A 24,917-nucleotide genomic window follows, 5' to 3' on the forward strand; every position below is an offset into this window, starting at 1 on the left:
CCATGAAAGCGCTTCGACTCCTCACTGCCGGCCTGGCCGGACTCATCTTCACCGCCGCAGCACACGCTGCCGGGGGCGCGGAACACCCGCACCCGCCTGAAGGCGGCTGGCCGTTCGAAGGTCCGACGGGCCAGTTCGATCAGGCTTCGCTGCAGCGCGGTTATCAGGTGTATCATCAGGTCTGTTCCTCGTGTCACTCGATGAAGCTGATGAGCTACCGTAACCTCGGCGAACCGGGTGGCCCGTTCTACGATCCGGCCTATCCGAACCCGAACGACAACCCGTTTGTGAAAGCACTGGCCGCAGAGAACGAAATTCTCAGCCCGACGCCGAATGACATCGGGGATTTCGATTATCGTCCGGCGACGCCTGCTGACACGTTCCGCAGCCCGTATCCGAACGTACAGGCAGCCCGCGCAGCCAATGGCGGCGCGGCTCCGCCGGACCTGTCGGTCATCACCAAGGCCCGCCACGGCGGCGCCAGCTACGTCTTCCACCTCCTGTCGGGCTATCCGGACAACGAAGCGTTCGTGAAGCGTGAAGTCGATGGCGAGACGGCCAACTATCTCGACATGTCGAAAGTCGGCGGCCATGGCGGCGAGCACGGTGAAGGCTTCCTGAAGATCAATGCAGGCCAGTACTACAACCCGTACATGGCCGGTGACACGACGCCGAACTATGAAGGCGACCCGCGGCATCCGCCGAAGGGTGGCTTCCTGGCCATGCCTCCGCAGCTGATCGAAGGCCGGGTCGAGTATATGGACGGCACTGAAGCGACAGTTGAGCAGATGGCTTATGACGTCGCTCAGTTCCTCGCCTGGGCCGGTGAGCCGAAGCAGGAACACCGCAAGTCGCTGGGCCTGGCGGTCATGGCCTATCTGCTGATCCTCGCAGTGCTGCTGTGGTTCTCCTACAAGCAGATCTGGCGGAAGATCGAGCACTAAGGCGCGTCTCACCAGACCCAAGAAATTGAGAAAGCCCCGGTTTTTCCGGGGCTTTTTTCTTGCGGCGCTGGCAATCTGGCTTTTATCTTTCCTGCCCTCAGGTGGAGGGAAGAATGGCAGATGGAAAATTCTTGAGCATTGCGAATGCCGCCGGGGCGATCGGCGGCGCTGTCGTAGGTGGTCTGGGCGTGATGTTCGCGCTGGGGGATACCTCCCCCAAATCGCTGTCGGGCATGGCGTCTTCGCTCGACCGGATCGCTGAAAATCTTGAAAAAATACAGGATATTGACCCGTCTTCCGCCGGGGAGGCGGCCGATGTTCTGAAGCGGGCCGACCAGATCAGCCGCAAGGTCGTGGAGAAAGCTGCCGGTCTGGAATTGCCCAATGTGGACGGCGTGCTGCTGACGGATGACGGCGTGGCGATCCCCGCCGGGGAGACCAAAACCATTGTGATGGGCAATGGCGACCGGGTGAGCATGAGCTACCTCGACCGGACCACGAAGGGCTATAGCATGACGATAAATGGTCAGGAGGGACTATTCCCGATCGGTGCCCATATCCACACGTCCGAAGATGGAGCCTGCTTCGTGGAGTTTCTGCGAACCGAGGACCATTTCTCGAAAGTCGTTGTCAGGGCCGTCTGCGAGTGAGCCTGGGACCACCGGCATGTCCGGTGTCAGTCTCCGCAAGGCAGGGCAGGCGAATGGCGCACTTGTTGGGCATCCGCCGCGCAACTCGCGATTCGTCACGACGAGGTGAGGCTGGTCGACTTCTATGCCGGGCCTGGTTACGTGCTGGCAGATGATGTGGAACTGACCACGCCCAACCCGCGTTCACCGCCGCCCATCGGCATGCGCAAAGACCTCAGGACGAATAGATGAGTAAATGGACCCTCGGCATCATTGGCGGCTCTGGCCTGTACGAAATTGACGGACTGGAAGATCGCCGCGAGGAGACCGTCGAAACACCCTGGGGCGCACCGTCCGATGCGCTGGTCCATGGCCGGATCGGCGATGTGAAGCTGGTTTTCCTTCCGCGCCATGGCCGTGGCCACCGGCTGTCGCCCAGTGAAGTGCCTTACCAGGCCAATATCGCTGCCCTGAAAATGGCCGGCGTGACGGATGTGCTGGCGATTTCAGCCTGCGGCAGCCTTCAGGAAGCCTATGCGCCGGGCGATTTCCTGGCCGCCGACCAGTTCATCGACCGGACATTCGCCCGGGCCAAGACGTTCTTCGGCGAGGGGATGGTGGCGCATGTCTCCATGGCGCACCCGGTCTGTTCCCGGTTTAGCGCGATGGCTGCGGATGTGGCCGAAGCGGTTGGGGCCAGGGTCCATCGCGGCGGCACCTATATCGCCATGGAAGGCCCGCAATTCTCGTCGCTTGCCGAATCGAAACTCTATCGCCAGTGGGGATGTGACGTGATCGGCATGACCGCAATGCCGGAAGCCAAGCTCGCGCGGGAGGCAGAGCTGCCCTATGCGGTGCTCGGCATGGTGACGGATTATGACTGCTGGCGCGAGGAAGAGGAGGCGGTGACCGTCACCAATGTTCTGGAAGTCATGGCGCGGAACAGTGCGCTCGGCCGGAAAGCCGTTGTAAAGCTGGCGGAAAATCTGAGTGGTACGGAGCGTACCCCGAGTCCGGACGGAATCGATACCTGCCTCGACTATGCCTTGATCACCGCAGAGGCCGCGCGAAACCCGGAAACGATCCACAAGTTGCGGGCGATTGCGGGACGCGCCCTGGGCGGCTAAGGTTTCCGCTCCATTAACCTGAATCGTCGCGGGGCTGGCGTTTTCGGGCTGATCGGAGGGGAGCTCAGAATGAGTGAGTCGCAATTCTACACGTTCATTACCGGCGGGGTCTCATTGATGATCGCCGCCGGACTGCTGGTTGCCTGGCATCTCTGGCGCATGCGCGAAGAGCATCAGGCGGGCATCGTGTCGGCCCTGGACGGAATAAGCCACGAATTGAGGATCAATCTCCAGCGCTTCGTTTCGGAGCTGGGGCAGATCCACGCCATTCAGGAGGCCGGGCCGGATCTCCTGCTGCCGGTGCGCCACCCGCAGCTGGACGGCGTCAACGCCTCGATGATCCGCGCCAACCGCAATGCCCTGGCCGTAATCGGCAACACCTATCAGGAGCTTGAGGCCCGCAAGATGGCGCTGCGTGCCGCGCTGGCCCAGAGACGCGACCCGGTCGATTCCATGGATGATGCGATGGACGCCACGATCAACGGCATCGCGACACTCTATATGTGGGAAGTCCATGGCGGCGCCCGGCCGTCAGAAGTCGGCCGCGTCCGCTCATGGGACGTACGCGACTGGATGAAGGGGCATAATTTCAGCCAGCAATCGCTGCCCGGCCTGTACCTTCGCGATGAAGTGGTTGAGCGTCTGCGCGCCTACGGCCTGCATCTCACGCCGCGGCCTCTGACCCATACGGCCCACGAATACTATTCCATGCAGTATGACCGGAAAGCCGATGTCCATGCGCCCTTCGGGCGGCGCAAGACACCGGAACAACTGGAAGAGGCTGCCCGCAAGGCCGAGGAAAAGGCTGCGAAGAAGGCCGCCAAGCAGGCTGAGAAAGAGGCCCGCAAAGCGGCCAAGGCTGCGGAAAAGGCTGAAAAGGAAGCCGCTGCGCAGGCTGAGCAAGACGCAAAGACGGCCGCCTCGCTTGCTGCCGCAGATACCCTCACCGACGAGAGCCCGGCCTTTGCAGATCAGCCTGCCGACGACACTTATGAAGAAGGCCAGGTCTTCCAGTCATCCGGGGACGAACCGTCCGACATGACGGATGAGGATGATGATGAGCTGGGCATGCTGGAAGATGCCGAGTCGAACACGCGGCCGAACTAGCGCCCCTGGTAACAGGCTTACCTGACAGGCCTGTCTGACCAGTCGGGTCAGCGGCGTTTCATGCTGCCCAGAATGCCACGAAGAATATAGCGGGTGAATTCGCGGGCCGCCGAACGGGCCGCCTGATTGCCGGCCTTTTGCAGCGGAGACATGCGGCGGGAGCGGCTCGACCGTGTCTTCTTTGCCCGGGCTTTCTTTTTGGCCAGCTCTTTTGCGGCCTTTTCTTCCTCTTTGGCGAGGCGCTCGGCTTCCTTTTCAGCTTTGGCTTCCTTGGCTTCAAGGATTTCATAGGCTGACTGCCGGTCGACGATGCCTTCATATTTCCCGGCAATGGGGCTTTCGTTGATCACCTTCTTGCGTTCGGCATCTTCCGCCGGACCGAGCCGCGAGGCAGGCGGGCGGACCACCGTGTGCTGAACGACGCTCGGGGCGCCTTTGGTATCCAGCGTCGAAACGAGCGCTTCACCAACGCCGAGCGTGGTAATCACTTCCTCCGTGTCGAAGGCCGGGTTCGGGCGGAAGGAATCGGCCGCGGCCCGAACCCCTTTGCGTTCGGCCGGCGTGTAGGCGCGCAGGGCGTGCTGGAACCGGTTGCCCAGCTGGGCGAGCACGCTTTCCGGCAGGTCGCGCGGGTTCTGTGTCACGAAGAAAACACCGACGCCTTTCGAGCGGATGAGGCGCACGACCTGTTCGATCTTCTGCAGCAGGGCAGAGGGCGTATCGTCGAACAGGAGGTGGGCTTCGTCGAAGAAGAAGACGAGCTTGGGCTTGTCCGGGTCGCCGACTTCCGGAAGCTGCTCGAACAGTTCCGACAAGAGCCAGAGCAGGAAGGTGGAGTAGAGTTTGGGGCTGTTGATGAGGCGGGTTGAATCCAGCACGCTGACGATGCCGCGGCCGTCTGTCGTTGTCCGCATCATGTCCGGCAGTTCCAGGGCAGGCTCCCCGAAGAAATGCTCGGCCCCTTCGCGTTCCATGACCAGCAGGTTGCGCTGCAGGGCGCCGAGCGAGGCCGAGGCGATGTTGCCGTATTCCTTGCTCAGCTCGTCGCGGATTTCCTTGTCGCCCATATGGGCGAGCAGTTTGCGGAGGTCTTTGAGGTCCAGCAGCAGGAGGCCGTTGTCGTCAGCATATTCGAACGCGATGTTCAGCACGCCTTCCTGTGCATCGGTCAGCCCCATCAGGCGCGACAGCAAGAGCGGGCCCATTTCCGAAATGGTCGTGCGGACAGGGTGGCCTTTCTCGCCGAACAGGTCCCAGAAAATCGTCGGTGCGCCGGAATAGGAATAGTCGGCCAGGCCGATCTTCTCAGCGCGGGAGACGAGTTTCGGGTGCAGCGGGTGTTTTTCGCTGCCCGGCACGCAGATGCCCGACAGGTCGCCTTTCACATCGGCGCAGAACACCGGGACGCCGGCATCGGAAAAGCCCTGGGCGAGAATCTGGAGCGTCACAGTCTTGCCGGTGCCCGTCGCGCCAGCGACAAGGCCATGCCGGTTGGCGATCTTCAGCAGCAATTCCTGCGCGACATCCGGTTTGCCTGTCCCGTTCGCGTCCGCACCGCCGATGAAAATGGAGTCTGCCATGAATGCCCCGCCTCTTTTGTTCCAGCCGGGACGCTAGAGAATTCATCGGATTCGGCAAGGCCCGGGGTGTAAAGGCACTGGCGGACGGCGCCCTGCTTGACGCCGGGCAGGGCTGGCGCCACGCTTGCCACAGGCAGAAGAGGGAACCGGATATGAGCCGCGCCGCCACAACCGGGATCTGGATCATCGCGACGGGTGTCATCATCGCGTTCCTTTACTGGACACGCGCCATCCTTGCGCCGTTTGCGCTGGCGGTTTTCCTGTTCCTGACCATCGAGGGCTTCGCCACGATGATCGACAACTGGACCCGCTTCCTGAAGATCGGCCACGCCCGGATCATCGCGATCCTGCTGGTCCTGGGCGGCTTTATCGGGTTCATCGGACTTATGGCCAACGGCATTGCCGAGTTCGGGCGCGATGCGGGCGAGTATGAAAACAAGATCAATGGCCTGATCCAGGAGGCCTATGATGTGGTCCATATGACCGGCGCGCCGACGCTGCAGGAATTGCTGTTCAATGAGACCGGCCAGCGCTTCTTCGCCACCATCGCGAATGCCACCGGCGACTTGTCCGGCGATGTCGTGCTGATCCTGATCTATGTTGCGTTCCTGTTCCTGGCGCAGTCCGGCTGGACGCGGAAGCTCGACAACATATTCCCGGAAGTCGAAGCACGGACACAGGTGCGCGAAGTGGGAGACGAGGCACGCCGCGGCATCGAGAGCTATCTGTGGACTCAGACGGTCATCTCGGCCCTCATCACAGTGCTCACCTATTTTTCATTGCTGGCGCTGGGCGTGAAGAATGCCCTGTTCCTGTCAGCGCTGATTTTCGTGCTGAACTATATCCCCACGGTCGGGTCCATCGTTGCGGCTTTGGTGCCGCCGCTGTTCGCGCTGGTTCAGCCGAGCATGCCGGCCTGGGTGCCGGGCGTCCCGCCGCAGGACACTTATATCTATGCCGGTTTCGTTCTGGCGGTGGTCAGTTTCTGGCAATTCTCGATCGGCAATTTCATCCAGCCGCGCATGATGGGGGAATCGCTCAACCTGTCGTCGCTGGTCGTGCTGCTCGCACTGGCAGTCTGGGGTGTGGTTTGGGGCATCCCCGGCATGTTCCTGTCAGCCCCACTGACTGTGTTGATGATGGTATTGTTTGCGCAGTCCGACGGAACGCGCTGGATCGCGATCCTTCTGTCTTCAGATGGCAACCCGCAGGGCAAGGGAGGGCTTCAGGGGGAGCGACTTACAGCGGACGCTGCACAAGATGGTGGAGCATGAGACCAATTCATGGCAATCCACAACTACACCGCGATATGAGTGACTCGGGCTGCTGGTATTTCAGGAATTTACAAGTGGACTGAAACGCATCTCTTGCGGATAAAATATTTGATACGAAATATGGAATCAGGCCTCCGCGTGCGTCCCCCCACCCAGCCTGCGGATCAAGGCCTGTAGGGCCCGCCGGACACGTCCCCGTTCGGCGGGCCCGTTCATTTCGGGAAGACATCCTGCTTCTCGCCAGTGCAGCACAGAAGTTTCATTTGAAGCGACAAAGTTGAAGCACTAGGTGACCCGCGTTAAACCGAACCGTCACCGAATCCTTCCTTTCTCCGTGTGAGTCACTCTCATGAACAATCAGACTGTTGCCGCCGATCCGCTTGATCAGGTGCTGACTCAGGTCAGCCTGGAATCTGGCAATGAGGACCTGAGCGGTCTCGAGCCGGCCGATATCGACACGCTGGCCCGGGGATTGTGGGCCTGGGCATCCGAACTGCCGGCCGGCGAACAGGATGCGCGCATCCTTGCGGATGCGGAGGGCGCTTCGGGGCCCCTGGGCCGCAGTGTCCTGGAAACGGCCGGGCCGGATATGCCTTTCCTGGTCGATTCCCTGTTGGGGGAGTGTGCGGATCAGGGCTTTGAAGTGCGCACGCTGTTCCACCCGGTCGTCCGCCTGGCCGATGGCCGCATGATGTCGGTGATCCAGATCCACCTGCCGCGCCTGACAGACCGGGAGGCTGAGCGCCTGCTTGAGGGGGCACGCCAGACGCTGAAAGACACAGCGGGCGCCGTTGCGGACTTCAAACAGATGAAGGAGCGGATGCGTCAGGAGATTCGCCGCCTGTCCCTTCTGGAGGAGCCGAAGCACGCCGATACGCATGAAGCCGTCGCGTTCCTTGAATGGCTGACGAAGAATCACTTCGTCTTCCTCGGCTGCCGCGAATACCGCTTCGAAACCGATGAGGAAGGCCGTGTCCTGGCCGAAGAACCCATCATGATCGAGGGCAGCAATCTGGGCCTCCTGCGAGATGAGGACCTCAACGTCCTGTCGCGCGATGCAGAGCCTTTGGTTCTGACGCCTCAGATCGGTGAGTTGCTGGAAGAGCCGTTCCCGCTGATCGTGGCGAAGTCGACGCTGGTCAGCCGCATCCATCGCCGTGTCGCCTGTGACTATGTCGGTGTGAAACAGTACGACCCGCAGGGGCGCGTGAACGGCGAGGTACGGTTCCTTGGCCTGTTTACCGCCGAAGCCTATGACGAGACTGCGCGGTCCATCCCGTTCATCCGGCGCCGTGTGCTGAAGGTCATTGCGTCCTCGGGGGCAATGCCCGGCGGGCATACGGAGAAGGCCATCGCCAACCTGCTGGAAACCTGGCCGCGCGACGAGCTGTTGCAGACCAGTTCGAAAACGCTGGTCCCGATGATCATGGGTGCCCTGCACCTGATCGGCCGCCCGCGCACGCGCCTGTTCCTGCGCCGGGACCAGTTTGACCGGTTCGTCTCGGCGATCGTTTATGTGCCGCGCGAGGCATATGACACGACGCTCCGGGAGCGGATCACGGAAACATTGGTGAAGGCCTATAATGGCCGGCTCACACGGTTCCAGCCCTATTTCGATACCGGGCCACTGGCGCGTGTCCACTTCCAGATCGCCATAGACCGGAACCATCCGGAACCGGATGTCGATGAACTTGAAGCGGAAATCACCCGGCTCGCCCGGACGTGGGACCAAGCCCTGCGCGATGCGATGGTGCAATCCGATTCCTACGGGACGGACGGGGAAGGGGCGCGCGCGTTCATCGGGGCCTTCAATGCGGCCTACCGCGAGGCGTTTTCGCCCGAAGAGGCGATGCGTGATGTTGCCATGATGGCGCGTCTCAGCGCCAGCGCTCCGATTGTGGCCCGGGCCTACCGGGCTGCCGATGAAGACCCGGACAAGATCCGCATGAAGATCTATTCCCGCAATGGCGCGATTCCGCTGTCGCGCTGTGTGCCGGTGTTCGAGAAGATGGGCCTGTTTGCGGCCTTTGAAACCGGGTTTCCCGTGCGGCCACGCGAAAAGCCGGCCTCCGATGCGCCGGATGTCTACTGGGTGCATGACCTTTCCATGCGGTCGGAAAGCGGCGCACCGATCGATCTGGAAGAAGTGGCGCACCGTCTCGAAGAGGCCTTCGTCGCCGTCTGGAGCGGCTATGCGGAAAATGACGGGTTCAACCGCCTGATCCTGGTCGCGGGCACCACATGGCGCGAGGCTGCCCTCATCCGGACGCTCTGTGCCTATCGCCGTCAGACCGGCCTGGACCAGCCGCAGGATGTTCAGGAGGCCGCTCTGGCCCGCTATCCGGCCATGACGGGCCTGTTGATCGAACTCTTCACCTGCCGCTTCGACCCGTCGCAGGATCTCAGCCTGCGCCAACGCGAAGACGCCTGCCGGGAAATCTGTGACAAGATCGAAGTCAGCCTGCGGGATGTGTCCGCCCTGGCAGACGATCAGGTTCTGCGCCGCCTGACGGATCTGATCCTGGGGGTGCAGCGGAGCAATTTCTATCAGACAGCCGCGGATGGCGGCCCGCACAGTTTCGTCAGCCTGAAGATCGCAAGCCGTGTGTTGCGCGACGTGCCGGAGCCCAAACCGTTCCGCGAAATCTTCATGTCCAGTCCGAAAGTCGAAGGCGTTCACATCCGGTTCGGACCGGTTGCGCGCGGCGGCTTGCGCTGGTCGGACCGGGCGGCGGACTACCGCACCGAAGTTCTGGGTCTGGTGAAGGCGCAGCAGGTGAAGAATGCGGTGATTGTGCCTGTCGGCTCCAAAGGGGGCTTTTATCCCAAGCAATTGCCCGACAGGTCAGACCGCAACGCCTGGTTCGAGGCCGGGCGGGACGCCTACAAGGAGTTCATCGCGGCCTTGCTGGAACTGACAGACAATCTGGTCGATGGCGAAGTCACCCACCCGCCCGATACGGTTGTGTGGGATGGAGAGGATCCGTACCTCGTCGTTGCCGCAGACAAGGGCACCGCGACCTTTTCCGATACCGCCAACGCCATCAGCCTTGAAAAAGGCCACTGGCTGGGTGACGCGTTCGCCTCCGGCGGGTCGGCCGGGTATGACCACAAGAAGATGGGCATCACGGCGCGCGGCGCCTGGGAGGCGGTCAAGCGGCACTTCCGCGAAATGGGAAAGGACATCCAGTCCGACCCCTTCACCGTGATCGGTGTCGGCGACATGAGCGGCGACGTGTTCGGCAATGGCATGCTGCTGTCGCCGGAAATCCGCCTCGTGGCGGCGTTCAATCACATGCATGTCTTTGTCGATCCGGACCCGGTCGATTCCGCGAAGAACCTTGCCGAGCGCCAGCGCCTGTTCGACCTGCCGCAATCGAGCTGGGAAGACTATGACACCAGCCTGATCTCCAAAGGCGGCGGTATATTTGCACGGTCGGCCAAGTCGATCGAACTGAGCGACGAGATCAAGACGCTGACCGGCCTGAGTGCGGAAACGGTCACGCCGGACCAGTTGATCAATGCCTTGCTGAAGTCCAAGGCGGACCTGCTCTGGTTTGGCGGTATCGGCACCTATGTGAAGGCCGATAATGAAACCAATGGCGAAGTGGGCGACCGCGCCAATGATGCCATCCGGATCGGCGCTCACCAGCTGCGTGTGAAAGTCGTCGGGGAGGGGGCCAATCTGGGGCTCACCCAAGCCGCCCGGATCGAGTTTGCCCTGTCGGGTGGACGGATCAATACCGACGCCATCGACAATTCGGCCGGCGTCGATTCCTCGGACCACGAAGTGAACATCAAGATTCTCGCGGCGGAAGCGATCCGCCTTGGCAATCTGGAGGAAGACAGCCGGAATGACCTGCTGGCGAGCATGACAGATGATGTGGCGCACCATGTTCTGCGCCACAATTACGATCAGACCGCCGCGCTCACCCTGGCCGAGGCAACGGCGAAGCAGGACCATGAGGCGCTGGAGCGATTGATGGTGCACCTGGAAAGCCGGGGCGTGCTGGACCGAGCACTGGAAGGTCTGCCCGATACCGGCCACATGAAAGTGCGGGCCGAGCACGGGCAGGGGCTGAGCCGTCCGGAGCTGGCCGTGCTGCTGGCCTGGTCGAAGATCACCCTGTTCGACGATCTCGTTGCATCCGACTTGCCGGACGATCCGTATCTGGAAAGTGTGTTGAGGGCCTATTTCCCGAGCCCGATCGACTCCTATGGCGAGGCAATGGACAATCACCGCCTGAAGCGGGAGATCATTGCCACGGTGCTGGCAAACCGGTCCCTGGACATGGGCGGGGCGATCCCGGTCTTCCGCCTGCGGGAGATGACAGACACCACCGACATGGCCGCCATCGTACGCGGTCTGGAGGCGGCCCGCGTCGTGCTGGACTTCGAAGGTTTCCAGCGTGAGGTCGATGCCCTCGACAATGTCGTCCATGCGGATGTGCAGACCGATCTGCGGCTGCTGGCGGCGCAGGCCGTGAGCACCGCTGCGGCGTGGTTCGTGACGACCATGCCGAAGGGCACATTGCAGGAACTTGTCGACGCAACCCACGCGCCGCTGAACGAGTTCAAGGCGGCCCTTGCGGACATCCACACGCATTTCCCTGCCGCGCAAATCGAGCGGTCGACCCGCACCCTGATGCGGCGCGGTGCACCGGAAGAACTGGCGCGCTGGGCGTCTGCCATGGGGATTTTCGCCCAGGGGCTCGTCGTCGTGGACCTTGCCAGCTCCACGGGCAAGAAAGTGCCCGAGGCGGGCGAATGTTTCTTCCAGATCGGTGAGGCCCTGCGCCTCGACCGCCTGCGTGTCACAGCGCTGGACGGCCTCTCCAAGGCAGGGTTCTGGGATCGCGTTGCGGGACGCCGCCTGATCGTCGAACTGGTCCAGACCCAGGCGGATGCCGCCCGCGATGCCCTCGCGGTTGGCGGGGCAGGGCCGTGGCTTTCCCATCACCAGGATGGCCGCAAGGACCTGCTGGCGACGCTGGCAGAGCTCGGCAAGGAAAAGGCCTGGAGCTTTGCGAAGTTTGCGCTGGCCGCCGATGCGGTGCGCCATTTCATGAAGCGTTAGACGTATTCACCACGCGAAATGAAAAGTCCCGCACCCGGCCACCGGGTGCGGGACTTTTGTATGTGGGCGTCAGATGATCAATCTTCGGCGAAGATCACTTGCACCTGTTCTGCGGCATTGGCTCTGAGCGCGCTGCAATTTTCGCCGCGTTCAACCCCCTGAGCCAGCGAGCGTTCATAGCCCGGGATCATACCGGCTTTGCTTTCAAAGAAGGATTTCGCGTCGGCCACTCCGTCTGCCGTGCAGAACGCGCCGGCGGCTTTCGCCGTCTGCGGCTTCCGGATCACCGGGATCTTCGCCAGGATGTTTTCGAAATTGTCCTTGACCATCGGCCAGATGGTCGACTGGGCCTTCGGGTTGGCAATTGAGTAGTTGTAGATCGAGTACAATTCGTTGCCTGAGATATCATCGCCCAGGGACAGTTTGAACAGGTCGGTCACGATCTCTGGCGTGCCTTCCCCTGCAATGGCAGACAGGATGGTGGCCCGTTCGGTCTGGTTCTCCGAATTCCGGACAAAGTCGATCGCACCCTGATAGAAGTCCCGGTCGCCGTTCTCCACGCCGGCGGCGACGGCGGCGTAGAGGTCTTCCGCAGGCAAGGCGGCCGGATCGGCGTCCTGGCCGATGCCCAGATAGGCCTTGGCACGGCCGGCAATCTCTGCACGGTCATCGGCCCGGTTGCCGTCTTCCAGAAGCAGGTTCCAGAGCGCAGGCGCGAGCAGGTGCTCGGACGTCGAAAGCGCTGTTGCCGGACGTTCGGACAGATAGGTCCAGACCGGGCCGTAGGTCGTCTCGATCCAGTTGGCGAGCTGGGCCTTTCCATCCTCGTCCAGCATCGCCTTCAGTGGTGCGATCATGTCGATCGAGGAGTACATCGCCGCAGCCGATCCTCCGGCCGACGTTTCCAGACTGGCGACCAGATCGGCGGCGGTCAGCTTGCCGGCGTCGAATCCGGCGCCGATGGAATCGAGCAGCATCATCTGCTCCGCCGGGCTCAGCGAGGCGTAATTGGCCTGCAGGGCGGCCGCATTGTCCGCATCGGTTCCAAATCGCCAGTAACCGGCGCCGCCGGCATTTGGCATCACCCAGTCCGGGCAAGCATCAAGGGCGATCGTGGTCGTCTTGTCTGACAGTATCTGGCGAACGACATGATCGCCGGATGCGTCGTGCACGCGGGCGGCAAACGGAATTTCCCAGGTCTGGGCTTCCGTATCGATCCGCGAGCCCAGCGGCGCGTAACGGCTTTGCGTGACCGTCAATTCGCCGCCGGTTGCCGCCGAGCAGGTCACATCAACGTCCAGGAAGGGAATGCCCGGCTGGGAAATGAAGGAGGTAAACGAGGAGGCGACGTCTGGTTGGCCCGAGCCGTCGGCCAGGCTTTGCATGAAGTCTTCGGTTGTTGCGACCCCATCTTCGAACCGGCGCATGTGCAGGCGGATGCCATCGCGGAATGTCTCTTCGCCGAGATAGGTCTCGAACATGTTCAGCACGCTGCCGCCCTTGCGGTAGGTGATGGAGTCGAACGCGTCGCCAATGTCGCCCGTGGTCAGGATGGGATTGCGAACCTGGCGTGTCGAGAGGAGGCTGTCGGTCGGCATCGCCTCCAGGCTCGACAGAATGGGGCCGAGTGTCCAATCGCCATCGGGTTCAATGGCGGCCATTGTTTTGGTGCTGATCCAGGTCGCAAATGCCTCGTTCAGCCAGATATCGTTCCACCAGGCTGGCGTGACGAGATTACCGAACCATTGGTGGCCAAGCTCGTGCGCATGCGTGCTGTAGATCGCGAGGCGCCGGGCAAGCGAGGTCCGGTCATCGATCAGCAAGGCTGATTCGCGGTAAACGATCGCCCCCGCATTTTCCATTGCGCCATACGCAAAGTCGGCTGCGGCGATCAGGTCCAGTTTTCCGTATGGGTACGGATAATCGAAGTAGGATTCCTGCCATTCGACCATCTCGTCGGTGATGTCGAGGGCGGCTGCGAGTTTCTCACCTTTGCCGGCAGGCGCAAACCCGCGCAGCGGCACCGCTTCCGGGCGAAGGTCCGTTGCCGGGATCGGTTCGCCAATGACTTTGTCATACGGGCCGACCATCAGCGCGACGAGATATGACTGGATCGGCCGGGTGGTTGCAAAATGGTGGCGGACCATGCCGTCACCGAGGTCTTCAGCTTCGGTTTCCGCCCCGTTGGCGGCGACTTCCATTGCCGCCGGCGCAGTGACCGTCAGCGTGTAGGGGGTCTTGAAGCGCGGCTCGTCGAAGGACAGGAACATGCGGCGCGCATCGATGTCTTCGAACTGGGTGACGAGATAGGGGAGGCCGCCCTGTTCGACCTTGTAGAGACCGGCGAGGTGATGGTTGTACGGTGCTTCGTATTCGGCGATCAGCGTCGCTTCCCCGGCGGGGAGCGGTGCATCGAAATCGACGCGTGCAACACCGTCAGGCGTTTCGTTTGGCGTGAAGGTGGCGGCGATTTCCATCCCGTCCGGCAGGACAGCCTTGATCGCGGAGACGTCCGGGCCAAGGGCGTGCAGCCAGATGCGCGAATGTGGCTTGTCCAGATTGAGATCGATCTCTTCGTATCCGGTGAACGTGTCAGCATACGGATCCGTCACCAGGTCCAGCCGGTAAGCCGCCGGACGGACGCCGGTGGGCAGCTGGCCCTTCGGGATTTCGGCCTGGAGAACGGGCGCCTGCGCCGCCGTTGCAACAGGTTCGGCAGCAGACGCGACCGTATCGGTTGGTGTGCTGCAGGCAGACACCAAAACAAAGGCGGCGGCACTTGCAAGGAGAGCGGACGAGAATCTGGATTTCATATGGGAGGCTCTTCGATCAATAATCGGGGTATTTTTGAACCATATCTTTTTCCGTTCGGATAGATGTTCTTTACTCCTCTGGACTAAAAGTGAACGGCAGACCGCAGGAGGCTCGCCTGCCGATGATCCGACTTTATCACTGGTGCCTTGATCCGGCCGGACGGCTGGTTCGACTCTGCCTGGCCGAAAAAGGTCTGGGTTTTGAAACAGTTGAGTCCTCGCCCTGGGCGCCGCATCCGGATCTCAAATTGCTCGGTCCGGGCGCCGTGGCGCCAGCCCTGCTCCAGGAAGGGACCGGCGGACGGATCGTCGCGGTCGGCACGCGGGCGATCTGCGAATTCCTCGAAGAATCGGTAGAGGGTGAGCATCTGCTGCCTCTCCATCCCGGACAGCGTGCGGAGGCGCGGCGCCTCTGGGCCTGGGTGGAGCAGGGGTTCGAGGAAGTGACCGACACATTGCTGACGGAACGCGTGATGCAATGGGTGCGGCGCGACCGGCAGCCGGATTCGGAGAAACTCCGCCGGGGTGCGCACACGCTGCGCGGGCGGCTGACATTCCTCAACGCACTGGTGGAAACCCATGGCTTCATCGCCGGGCGGGACCTGACGCTGGCAGATCTTGCGGCGGCGGCGCATCTTTCGGCCTGCGATTACTTCGGAGACATCCAGTGGGAAGCCGTGCCGGACCTTCGCACCTGGTATGCGCGGATAAAGTCGCGGCCGAGCTTCCGTCCGCTGCTTGCCGACCGGCTGGACGCCGTGCGACCTTCTCCGCACTATGCCGACCTTGATTTCTGACCCGGCCGACCGCGCCACATTTGCCAGGCAGCATGCCCTTTCGCTCGGTTTCGATGCGGTGGGCATTGCGCGGGCTGATGAAGCCTGGGCGGCGTCGGAGCGGCTGGAGGCCTTTGTCGCGGCGGGCCATCACGGCACGATGGAGTGGATGGAGACGACGCTGGAACGGCGCCGGACGCCGGTCTCCATGTGGGTGGGCGCAAAGTCCGCCGTCACCGTCGCGCTGAATTATGGCCCCGATCATGACCCGATGGAGACGCTGAAGCAGCGTGAGGCCGGGAACATCTCCGTCTATGCGCGGGGGAAGGATTATCACGACACGCTGAAATCCCGCCTGAAACAGTTCGCCAGGGAATTCGTGGCGAAGACCGGCGCGGAGGTGAAGGTCTTTGTCGACACCGCCCCGCTGATGGAGAAGCCGCTGGCGGCGAAGGCCGGGCTTGGCTGGCAGGGCAAACATACGAACCTTGTCAGCCGGGAGCTGGGCTCGTGGTTCTTCCTCGGTGTGATGCTGACGGACGCGGAACTCCCCCCCGATACGCCAGAGACAGACCATTGCGGCAGCTGCCGGAACTGTCTCGACATCTGCCCGACCCGGGCCTTTCCGGCGCCGTACCAGCTCGATGCGCGGCGGTGCATTTCGTATCTCACCATCGAGCACAAGGGCCCGATCCCGGAAGAATTTCGTACGGCGATGGGCAACCGGATATATGGCTGTGACGATTGTCTCGCCGTCTGCCCCTGGAACAAGTTTGCCAGCGCTGCCCGCGAGGCGGCCTTTCATGCGCGGGCCGAGCTGAAGCTGCCGGGCCTCGACGAACTGGCGGCGCTGGACGACGCGGCTTTCCGCGAAGTCTTCTCCGGATCACCCATCAAACGCATCGGGCGGGACCGGTTTGTGCGCAATGTCTGCATTGCGATCGGGAACTCGGATGCGCCCCGGTTCGTTCCCCTGCTCGAAGGCCTGACGCGGGATACGTCTGCGCTTGTGCGCGGGGCGGCTGCATGGGCCCTCTTGCAACTGGATGCGGAGCGGTTCTCTCTCGCCCGTTCGCAGAACGCGTCCGGGGAAACCGACCCCGATGTGCTGAGGGAATGGAACAGAGGCGCATGAAGAAGAAGCCGACGGCAAAGCCGCCCGCAAAGCCTCCAGAAATGTCTCAGGGCCGCGGCCTGATGACCTATCTGGGCTGGGCGCTGAAATTCGCGCTCGGCCTGTTCGTGGGCGTGCATATCTATGCGCTAGTGCTGAAGGCCGCGCCGGTGCCGGGCACGATGCTGATGGCCCAGCGGGCGATCGGCGGCGAGAAGATCCGGCGGCAGATGGTTTCCATCGACGATATTTCTCCCAATCTGGTCCTCGCCGTGATCGCGGCGGAGGATTCGCGCTTCTGCCAGCATACCGGCGTCGATCCGGATGCGATCGAGCAGGCGATCAGCGACTACAAGCAGGGCAAAGGCCTGCGCGGGGCGTCCACCATCACCCAGCAGACGGCGAAAAACGTCTTCCTCTGGAATGGCGGCGGCTTTGCCCGCAAGGCGGTCGAGGCCTGGTTTGCGACGTTTATCGACGGCATGTGGGGCAAGCGCCGGGTGATGGAAGCCTATCTGAACGTCGCCGAATGGGGCGACGGGATTTTCGGGGCCGAAGCGGCGGCAGAGGCCCGGTTCGGCAAATCGGCCGCCGACCTCACAGAGCGCGAAGCGGCGCTGCTGGCGGCCGTGCTGCCCAGCCCGAACAAATGGCGCCTCGATCCGCCGGGGCCGTATGTCTCCAAACGTGCCAGCACGCTGCAGGCCCGCATGCGGGTCGTCCGCTCCGAAGGGCTGGCCGCCTGCGTGCTGGACGCGCAGGACGTGCGCCGGTCCGCGCCGAAACGTCCGGCAAAGCCGCAAGCCCCCGCACCGCAGGAGCCCCGTCCGCAGGTCCAGCCGGAAACCCCTGCCGCGCGGCCCTCGCTGCCGGCCCTGCCGCCACCTCCGGAAGAGGGGGCGGGAAACCTGCCGGAGACGGCGCCGCAGGATGAGGCGGTGACAGAGAGCCCGGATGAGTTCGACAGTTTCCTGCAGGACGCCGAAGACCGTTTCCGGGAGCAGGAGACACCGCCGGCGCCCGCAGAAGACCCCACACCAGACGCCTCCTCAGACCCAGGCCCTGAACCGGCAGACACAGACGAGGCGCCAGCATCCGGGCCAACGGATTTGCGCCCCCGGGACGGCACGCCCGGATAATCGCGTCCGCCAGCACCGGCGGCGCCCGTAAAGGCGCTTGGTCGGTGGGCTGAGTTTTCAGGGAAGGGGCGGTGTCACGTTTCCGGCAGGGGAAGGTTTCCTGCACAGGCGTGCACGACGTTGCGAGACGGCACCTGTGTATGGTCAGGGCAGGGCACGGCCCAGATGCGCGCATAAGCCGGCAAAGCGGCCCGCCCGTCGCAAGCTGCGGCGAGGCGATCGCTGGCATGGGGGGCAGGTTTCAGCCAGGCCCGGTCCGCTTTCTGGGATGGCATCCAGTCGATGCTTGTGAGGAAGACCCGTCCGTTCGGTGTCACGCTCCAATGATACTGCACGCCGCGCCCATAGGCGGCCCGCACCGCGGCGCGGAGCAGCAGCACCTGGCACCAGATGAGCGGCCAGAAACAGGCAAGGTGCGGCGGGAAGCCTGCGGGTGGATGGAAGAGTGACATGTGCCGGAGTATACGTCAGGGCACAGAGGTGTCGGATGGATTTCTTTTTTCGGCAATGATTGCGGCAGGATGAGGCGGCTGGGCTGGTGGATAGCCTGCGCTTGTGCTGAGCGGCACCAGCGCATGACGGCACGCGCACAAAGCCTGTCTACGTCATGATCATGCATGACCCGCCATGATCATACCGGACCAAGCCGGACCAGAAGGGGCTTCACGCCCCGGCGCGGGGCAGGGGCGTGAAGCGGGAGAGGTCTAGATCGGGTCGTACGGGAAGACGCTGGACGTCGGGCCCATGTCGGTGAAGTCGGCCTGCATGGCCGGCATGCACTGGTCGATCAGCGATTCCGGATCCCAGCCTTCGAGGCGGGCGACGGATTTCACCGGGCGCGGCTGGCTGAACAGCACGACTTCATTGCCGCGCACACCGAAGATCTGGCCGGACACGTTCTTGGCCTTGTCGGCGCAGAGGGCGACGGCGACCTGGGCGACCTGGTCGGCCCGCATGCCTTCCTTCATCCGGTTGACGCGCTGGGCGCCGGCCTCGTCCTTCACCGGGATGGATGCGATCATGCGCGTCCAGGCGAAGGGGGCGATGACGTTCGAGCGGACATTCTTGCGCTCGCCTTCCATGGCGATGATGCGCGACAGGCCGACAATGCCGAGCTTGGCCGCGGCATAGTTCGCCTGGCCGACATTGCCGATCAGGCCGGTGGTGGAGGTGAACAGCACGAAGGCGCCATCTTCCTTCTCGCGGAAGAGTTCAACGGCGGCGCGGGTGACGTTGAAGCTGCCGCGCAGGTGCACGTCGATCACGGCATCCCAGTCGTCTTCGGACATCTTGTGGAACATCTTGTCCCGCAGGATCCCGGCCGGGTTGATGACGGCGTTCAGGTCACCGAACGTGTCCTTGGCCTGTTCGATCATGCCTTCGACGGCTTTGAAGTCGGTGACGCTGTCGGAGTTGGAGACCGCTTCACCGCCGGCTGCGCGGATCTCTGCCGCGACTTTCTCGGCCGGGCCGGCATCACCCGGATCATCGCCCGACAGGCTGCCGCCGAGGTCGTTGACGACGACTTTCGCGCCTTCCTTTGCGGCGAGAAGTGCCGTTTCCTTGCCAATTCCGTTGCCGCCGCCGGTCACCAGGACCACTTTGCCCTCAAGCACGCCCATCTGCTGTTTCTCCTCTGAATGTTGTGTCTAATGTCTGGTCTGGCGCCACCCTAAGACCGGGTGGGCAATCTTCAAGGTTTGAAAACTGCCTCAGGCGCGGCTAGACGTCTCGCATGACAAAGATTTTCAAGGCCGTAATCTGGGATTTCGGGGGCGTTTTTACCTCCTCACCCTTCGACGCATTCGCCCGCTATGAAGCCGAACAGGGGCTCCCCCAGAACTTCATCCGCACGGTCAATGCCACCAATCCGCTGGACAATGCCTGGGCCAAGCTGGAACAGAGCAAGGTCGACGCGGCCGAGTTCGACGGCCTGTTCCGTGCGGAATCGAAGGCCCTTGGCCATGAAGTGCCCGGCGCCGACGTGCTGAAGCTGCTGTCGGGGTCGCTCCGCCCGCGCGTCGTGGAGGCGCTGAAAGTCTGCAAGTCGCACGGCAAGGTCGGGTGCATCACCAACAATGCGCCCATCGGGAAGGGCGCCTCGATGACCAATGACGAGAAGAAGGCCGCAGACCTTGCCCATGTGTTCGATCAGTTCGACCATCTGATCGAAAGCTCCAAGCTCGGCATCCGCAAGCCCGATCCGCGGATCTACGCCCTGATGTGCGAGGCGCTGGAGGTCGACCCGTCCGATTGCGTCTATCTCGACGATCTCGGCATCAATCTGAAACCGGCCCGCGCCATGGGCATGACCACGATCAAGGTGCTGGGCGAAGACCAGCTGCTCGAAGATCTCAAATCGGCGACGGGATATGCGGTCGTCTAGCGTGCGGCACGCGTTTCTGGCGGCGGGGGTCGTGCTGGGAGTGGCGGCGTGTTCGCCGGCCCCGCAAGAACCTGTCTATCCGCCGGAATCGCTGTCGCAGGATCCGCAGGCACCGGAACCGGTGGAGATTCCGGAGGCCGTGGCGGCGACGCAGGACGAGATGCTGAAATATGCGCGGCGCGGCTCGCTGTCGGGCCTGTCGCGCATGGCCCGGGAGAACCCGGCCTTCGTCTCGAATCTCGGCGGAGAGGATCACCGGGCCTATTGGGACCTGATGCGCCGGATCGGGGTGGACCCGAACCGCAAGCTGCGTGCACTGATGGACCTGCCGGTCGGCGTGCGCGAAGTCGATGGCGTGAAATGGTATGTCTGGCCGGACCTGGCCGCCAAGCCGGCGGCGGACCTGATCCCGGAGAAGCTCTCCTTCCGCGACCGCAAGCGGCTGCAGGATCTGGTCGGCGATGACGGGATCGAGAAGATCCGGGCCGGCAAGGGCTATCCAGGCATGCGGACGGCAATTACCGAGAATGGGCGCTGGGTCTATTTCGTGCTCGGCCAGGATGCGGAGGAGTAGATGATGACCAAGACAATTGGCGCCGAAGCGGCCCTGACCGCCCTCAAGGGCTGGACGAAAGGGGAGGGCGAACGCGACGAAATCGCCAAGACCTTCCGGTTCGACGATTTCAAGCAGGCCTTCGCCTTCATGACAGCCACCGCCCTGAAAGCCGAGCAGATGGATCACCACCCGGAATGGTCCAATGTCTACAACCGCGTCGAGGTTGTGCTGACCACGCATGACGCCGACGGCGTGACAACGCGCGACCTGGAGCTGGCAGGGTTTATGGACGCGCTGGCGGCCAGGCTGGGCTGACCGCGCCACAGGCGTCAGACATGCCGGATTCCTGCGTGCGTTTGCCGTTATCGGCGGTCTGCGGCACGGGGCGTCTTCTCTGTCGGAATGGGACAGATTGCTACTAAAAGCAGTAATTTCTGCTATTTGTACCCGTTTTATGGACTGTTTTCAGTAAATGTCCCCCGGTCACGTGACAGACGGGATCGGGAATCCCGTTTAGGGACTGCGGATGATCTTAGCCCAGGCCTATGAAACCAATCTGGACCGTCTCCGGCGCTATGCGGCATTTTCGTGCGGCAGCGAGGGGCTGGGCGATGGGGTTGTGTCTGAAGCCCTGGAAGATGTGCTGACCACGGTTTCCTCCGCAGAAAACGCCAATCTCATCGCGCTGTTCCAGAAGCTGGATGCAACCTTGCGGAACACGCCGCATGGCGAAGGCTCCATGTTTGCCGAACTGGGGCGCTGGCGGCAACTGACTCCGCGGGAGCGGCGGGTCATCATGCTTTACATCCTCGAAGGGTTCTCCAGCCGGGACGTTGTGCGGATCACCGGCATGGGCCGCGGGGAAGTGAAGGCGATCATTGCCCGGGCCCGCATGATTTACGCGGACCGGTTTCCGGTCCGGATTGGCCTGATCGGCGGCGATGCCGAGCTGCGCGAGACCATCGAGGCCGCGCTCTTGCCGGTCGGCCACAGACTGCTCTGGGCCGTGACGCCGGAGGATGCGGCAGACCCGGCCGCGCTTCCGCCCGCCAGCCTGGTCGTGATCGCCCATGAAGGCGACACGCCGGAAAAGGGGCCGCAAAGCGCGCTCGACCTTTGCAGCGGCCATGCCTGTCCGGTCATCCTGGCGTTTGATGGGGCAACGGAAGACCGGCTGAACAGCCGCTACTGGACGATGCCGCTGGACGGGCTGGACGATGCCACGCTGTTCAACAGCATACTGGTCCGCGCGCTGCTTTTTTCCGGCTGAGCCGGCCGGTTTCCCCTAAGACTGCCTTGGCGGGGCGACCTGCCTCCTGTTAGCTGCGCCCAAGACAAACGGGCTAAGATAATCAGGAGGATACCGGCATGGGACGGGTTTCAGGAAAAATGGCGCTAATCACCGGCGGCGCACAGGGGCTGGGCGAAGCGACCGCCCGCATGTTTGCGCGCGAAGGGGCGAAGGTCGCCGTGACCGACGTCAATGGCGCAGGCGCCGAAGCTGTCGCGGCCTCCATCAATGAAGAACATGGGGCCGGCACCGCCTTCGCCTGGCAACATGACGTGACCGATGCCGCCCGCTGGCAGGACGTGCTGAAAGAGGCCCATGCCGCGATGGGCGGGCTCAACGTTCTGGTCAACAATGCGGGTATCGGCTCGCTCGGCTCGGTCGAGGACGAAGACTATGAGACCTTCAAGAAGGTGCAGGCCGTCGACGTCGACTCGATCTTCCTCGGCTGCAAGTACGCGATCCCGCTGATGCGCGACCATGGCCTCGGTTCGATCATCAACATTTCCTCCATCGCGGGCATCATCGCCAGCGCGAATTATGTTTCCTACAACACGGCCAAGGCGGCGGTGCGGCACATTTCGAAGTCGATTGCCCTGCATTGCGCAAAGTCGACCGGCGGCCAGATCCGCTGCAACTCGGTGCACCCAGTCTTCATCAACACGCCGATCCTGGACCGGACCAAGGAAATGTTCGGCGAGGAAGAAGCCCTTGCGAAACTCGGCCGCCAGATCCCGCTCGGCAAGGTCGGTGAGCCGGACGATATCGCCTATGCCGTGCTGTATCTCGCTTCTGACGAGAGCAAGCTGGTCACCGGGATTGAGCTGAAAGTGGATGGCGGCATCTCGGCGATGTAAGCCGGCCCCCGGTCTGCCCGGCGCCGGCGCAGGCCGGTTCCCGCGATCGGAAATCCACAAGCTTTTGGCTTGCCGGGAAACAATGTTCACGTTATGTTCCAGTCTCAAGCAAGGAGGCTGGAACATGATTGGATATGTAACCCTGGGAACAACGGATTTGGCGCGCGGCGCGAAATTCTACGATGCCATCGCAAAAGAGATGGGCACCGGGCGCATGATGGAGGTCGACCAATTCATCGCCTGGGGCACACCGGACGGACCCGCCGGCGTGGCCCTCACCTATCCGTGGGACCAGAACCCGGCCTCGGTCGGCAATGGCACGATGGTCGCGCTGCAGGCCGACAGCAAGGCGCAGGTCGACCGGATCTATGACATCGCAATGGCGAATGGCGGCAAGGACGAAGGCGCGCCGGGCCAGCGGTCCGAAGCATTCTATGCGGGCTATTTCCGGGATCCGGATGGCAACAAGCTGAACGCTTTCTTCACCGGCTGATAGCGGGTGTCCCGGTTGGTCACCCTGGACTGAGTGGCCGCTTGCCGGTCACCAGCAGGGCGTAGGCACTCAGTATACAGAAGACAGCGGCCGAGGCCAGGAAAGGCAGGCTGGGGTTCGTCATGTAGAGGACTGAGCCGAGCAGGGGCCCGACGACAAATCCGGCCGGCGGGGCAGAGGCCAGCAAGGCGGCCGCGCCGGCCTGTTCGGACCGGCCCACGGACAGGCTGCCGAGGGCATTGGCGGACGGTACGGCCAGTGCAGCGCCGATCCCCACAATGCCGAAGGCCATCATCACCATCCAGAAGGGGTGGAACAGGTCCGCCGAGATATAGCCGACCGCCAGCAGGCCGAGGCCGATGGGCAGGATGCGCCGCGGATCGGGCTGGCGCCGGGAGACGTAGCCGAACTGGACCACGATGATGGCGACTGAAGTGCACGCCATGGTCAGGCCGGTATACAGCACCACCGCCTGTTTGGCCGTCTGGGCAGGTGTATCAACGAACTGGTAGCGGTCGGCGATGAACCAGCCGATCGTCTGCTGGATCATGCCGACGGCGACGAAGTAGACGAACAGGAAGGCAAGGTGCGGGAAGACCCGCGGGTCGCGCATCGACAGAGGCGGCGGACGTTTGTGCTCATGCGGCAGGGGCCGCGTCGCCGGCAGCGCCACGGCGATAAGCACCGCGACGATCAGGTTGAACACGATGGTGCCCCACAGCGGCGCCAGGGCCCCGATCCGGGCAAGGACGGCGGCGCCTGCCGGGCCGAGAATGGAGCCGAGGCTCATCGCGGCGCCCAGCATGCCGAGCCCGCCTGCGCGGGTGGCCGGTGTGGTGGCATCGGTCATCGCGGCCATCGCCGCAGGCTGCAGGCCGGGCGCGAGAAAACCGAACCATGTCCTGACAAAGGCCAGCAGGGCGAAGGCGCCGAGGCCCGTCACCAGGCCGGCGAGGGCGGCGTTCAGCGCAAACAGGAAGGCCATATTGGCCAGCCCCATGGCGGTCAGCGAAAACACCATGACCCGCTTGCGGCCCACCCGGTCGGCAATCCGGCCCCAGACCGGCGTGAACACCGTGTAGAGGACGGATGAGAAGGTCAGGATACCCGCGATCTGGATCTCGGTGAGGCCGGCTTCGCGGGCCAGCGGGGCGACGACGACGAAATTGATCGTCATGCCCGCGCCCATCGACACGGTGCCCAGCGCGATCATCATTTTCTGGAACCTGGTGAGAGGCAACAGGGGGGTATCGGAGTCCATGTTTTCCGTCACCCGCTGCCCTCGCCTCCCTCACAACCGGTCAACGCTAGAACGCTCTGTGCAGCTTGCCAAACGCTTTTCCTGCATGCGGCTGCAACAGGGGCTGGCTTGCCGGGGAGGGGCACACCAGTTTAAGGACAGATCAAACCCGGCTGAAACCACGGACCCCTGCGCATGCATTCCTTTCTTGTGGCGATCTACTCGTATTTCCTGAGCCCGCTTCTCACGCTGCTCCTGTTCCTGATCTTTGGTTATGTGATCATGAGCTGGCTGATCGCGTTCGGCGTCGTGTCGACGCGCAACCAGACCGTCCGGCAGATCCAGTATGCGCTGGACAGCGTGATGTTGCCGCTGCTGCGGCCGATCCAGCGTTATGTGCCGCCGCTCGGCCAGCTGGACCTGTCTGTTTTCCTGCTCGCGCTTGGCATCCTGTTCACGCGCGACTGGCTGTTGCCGATGATCATCGGCCTGACTCGGCCCACGCTCGGATACTGAG

At 63.0% G+C, this 24,917-nt stretch carries 21 protein-coding genes; 16 read left to right on the forward strand and 5 right to left on the reverse strand.

Annotated elements, in window-relative coordinates:
• Nucleotides 1-2 precede the first annotated feature (2 nt).
• The 4 genes from HAD_RS06850 (at nucleotide 3) to HAD_RS17860 (ending at nucleotide 3,807) form a co-directional block, all read left to right on the forward strand.
• Nucleotides 3-944: a cytochrome c1 gene (locus HAD_RS06850; RefSeq protein ID WP_035570147.1), complete on the forward strand. Its 942-nt coding sequence runs from the start codon at nucleotides 3-5 to the stop codon at nucleotides 942-944.
• Nucleotides 945-1,057: 113 nt separating this feature from the next.
• Complete coding sequence (locus HAD_RS06855) at nucleotides 1,058-1,594, forward strand: hypothetical protein (RefSeq protein WP_035570148.1); 537 nt, start codon at nucleotides 1,058-1,060, stop codon at nucleotides 1,592-1,594.
• Nucleotides 1,595-1,821: 227 nt separating this feature from the next.
• Nucleotides 1,822-2,700 carry an S-methyl-5'-thioadenosine phosphorylase gene (locus HAD_RS06860; RefSeq protein WP_035570149.1) on the forward strand — a complete coding sequence of 293 codons (879 nt, stop codon included), beginning with the start codon at nucleotides 1,822-1,824 and terminating at the stop codon, nucleotides 2,698-2,700.
• A gap of 69 nt (nucleotides 2,701-2,769) precedes the next feature.
• Entirely contained in the window at nucleotides 2,770-3,807 is a 1,038-nt protein-coding gene (locus tag HAD_RS17860) for a hypothetical protein (protein ID WP_051595994.1), read from the forward strand.
• A 47-nt stretch (nucleotides 3,808-3,854) separates the two neighbouring features.
• Here the strand turns inward: HAD_RS17860 and HAD_RS06870 are convergent, their stop codons facing one another.
• Nucleotides 3,855-5,387, reverse strand: a complete 1,533-nt coding sequence (locus HAD_RS06870) for a helicase HerA-like domain-containing protein (protein ID WP_035570150.1) — start codon at nucleotides 5,385-5,387, stop codon at nucleotides 3,855-3,857.
• Between the two features lie 152 nt (nucleotides 5,388-5,539).
• On the opposite strand from HAD_RS06870, the gene HAD_RS06875 reads away from it, so the two are divergent.
• Together HAD_RS06875 and HAD_RS06880 are read left to right on the forward strand one after the other, a co-directional pair.
• Complete coding sequence (locus tag HAD_RS06875; RefSeq protein WP_035570152.1) at nucleotides 5,540-6,661, forward strand: AI-2E family transporter; 1,122 nt, start codon at nucleotides 5,540-5,542, stop codon at nucleotides 6,659-6,661.
• Nucleotides 6,662-7,010: 349 nt separating this feature from the next.
• Nucleotides 7,011-11,738, forward strand: a complete 4,728-nt coding sequence (locus HAD_RS06880) for an NAD-glutamate dehydrogenase (RefSeq protein ID WP_035570154.1) — start codon at nucleotides 7,011-7,013, stop codon at nucleotides 11,736-11,738.
• Nucleotides 11,739-11,815: 77 nt separating this feature from the next.
• Here HAD_RS06880 and HAD_RS06885 read toward each other — a convergent pair whose 3' ends face one another.
• Nucleotides 11,816-14,551: a M1 family metallopeptidase gene (locus HAD_RS06885; protein ID WP_035570156.1), complete on the reverse strand. Its 2,736-nt coding sequence runs from the start codon at nucleotides 14,549-14,551 to the stop codon at nucleotides 11,816-11,818.
• A 122-nt stretch (nucleotides 14,552-14,673) separates the two neighbouring features.
• Here HAD_RS06885 and HAD_RS06890 point away from each other — a divergent pair, with 122 nt between their 5' ends.
• Genes HAD_RS06890 through mtgA form a run of 3 tightly spaced genes read left to right on the forward strand, consistent with a single transcriptional unit; the run spans nucleotide 14,674 to nucleotide 17,580 of the window.
• Entirely contained in the window at nucleotides 14,674-15,348 is a 675-nt protein-coding gene (locus HAD_RS06890; RefSeq protein WP_035571788.1) for a glutathione S-transferase family protein, read from the forward strand.
• Complete coding sequence (gene queG, locus HAD_RS06895; protein ID WP_035570157.1) at nucleotides 15,329-16,462, forward strand: tRNA epoxyqueuosine(34) reductase QueG; 1,134 nt, start codon at nucleotides 15,329-15,331, stop codon at nucleotides 16,460-16,462. Before HAD_RS06890 ends, queG begins: the two co-directional genes overlap by 20 nt.
• A complete protein-coding gene (gene mtgA / locus HAD_RS18350) occupies nucleotides 16,459-17,580 on the forward strand; it encodes a monofunctional biosynthetic peptidoglycan transglycosylase (RefSeq protein ID WP_241765315.1) in 1,122 nt (373 codons plus the stop codon). Before queG ends, mtgA begins: the two co-directional genes overlap by 4 nt.
• Before the next feature lie 74 nt (nucleotides 17,581-17,654).
• On the opposite strand, the gene HAD_RS06905 is transcribed toward mtgA, so the two are convergent.
• Both HAD_RS06905 and HAD_RS06910 read right to left on the reverse strand, forming a co-directional pair.
• Nucleotides 17,655-18,032 carry a hypothetical protein gene (locus HAD_RS06905; RefSeq protein ID WP_035570159.1) on the reverse strand — a complete coding sequence of 126 codons (378 nt, stop codon included), beginning with the start codon at nucleotides 18,030-18,032 and terminating at the stop codon, nucleotides 17,655-17,657.
• A 252-nt stretch (nucleotides 18,033-18,284) separates the two neighbouring features.
• A complete protein-coding gene (locus HAD_RS06910; RefSeq protein WP_035570160.1) occupies nucleotides 18,285-19,202 on the reverse strand; it encodes an SDR family NAD(P)-dependent oxidoreductase in 918 nt (305 codons plus the stop codon).
• A gap of 113 nt (nucleotides 19,203-19,315) precedes the next feature.
• Here HAD_RS06910 and HAD_RS06915 point away from each other — a divergent pair, with 113 nt between their 5' ends.
• From HAD_RS06915 to HAD_RS06940, 6 genes are all read left to right on the forward strand, one after another.
• Entirely contained in the window at nucleotides 19,316-19,966 is a 651-nt protein-coding gene (locus HAD_RS06915; RefSeq protein ID WP_035570162.1) for an HAD-IA family hydrolase, read from the forward strand.
• On the forward strand, nucleotides 19,953-20,540 hold the full coding sequence (locus HAD_RS06920) for a hypothetical protein (protein WP_156942190.1): 588 nt from the start codon (nucleotides 19,953-19,955) through the stop codon (nucleotides 20,538-20,540). The genes HAD_RS06915 and HAD_RS06920 overlap by 14 nt, the downstream gene beginning before the upstream one ends.
• Nucleotides 20,541-20,837 carry a 4a-hydroxytetrahydrobiopterin dehydratase gene (locus HAD_RS06925; RefSeq protein ID WP_035570164.1) on the forward strand — a complete coding sequence of 99 codons (297 nt, stop codon included), beginning with the start codon at nucleotides 20,541-20,543 and terminating at the stop codon, nucleotides 20,835-20,837.
• A gap of 211 nt (nucleotides 20,838-21,048) precedes the next feature.
• Nucleotides 21,049-21,792 (forward strand): sigma factor-like helix-turn-helix DNA-binding protein, encoded by a 744-nt coding sequence (locus HAD_RS06930; protein WP_035570166.1) that lies wholly within the window; start codon nucleotides 21,049-21,051, stop codon nucleotides 21,790-21,792.
• Between the two features lie 98 nt (nucleotides 21,793-21,890).
• Nucleotides 21,891-22,667, forward strand: a complete 777-nt coding sequence (locus HAD_RS06935; protein ID WP_035570167.1) for an SDR family oxidoreductase — start codon at nucleotides 21,891-21,893, stop codon at nucleotides 22,665-22,667.
• Between the two features lie 124 nt (nucleotides 22,668-22,791).
• Nucleotides 22,792-23,160 (forward strand): VOC family protein, encoded by a 369-nt coding sequence (locus HAD_RS06940; protein WP_035570168.1) that lies wholly within the window; start codon nucleotides 22,792-22,794, stop codon nucleotides 23,158-23,160.
• Between the two features lie 19 nt (nucleotides 23,161-23,179).
• On the opposite strand, the gene HAD_RS06945 is transcribed toward HAD_RS06940, so the two are convergent.
• A complete protein-coding gene (locus HAD_RS06945; RefSeq protein WP_241765316.1) occupies nucleotides 23,180-24,421 on the reverse strand; it encodes an MFS transporter in 1,242 nt (413 codons plus the stop codon).
• Between the two features lie 174 nt (nucleotides 24,422-24,595).
• On the opposite strand from HAD_RS06945, the gene HAD_RS06950 reads away from it, so the two are divergent.
• Nucleotides 24,596-24,916 (forward strand): YggT family protein, encoded by a 321-nt coding sequence (locus HAD_RS06950; RefSeq protein ID WP_035570169.1) that lies wholly within the window; start codon nucleotides 24,596-24,598, stop codon nucleotides 24,914-24,916.
• Nucleotide 24,917 lies beyond the last annotated feature (1 nt).

This window comes from Hyphomonas adhaerens MHS-3, from assembly GCF_000685235.1.
Taxonomy (GTDB): domain Bacteria; phylum Pseudomonadota; class Alphaproteobacteria; order Caulobacterales; family Hyphomonadaceae; genus Hyphomonas; species Hyphomonas adhaerens.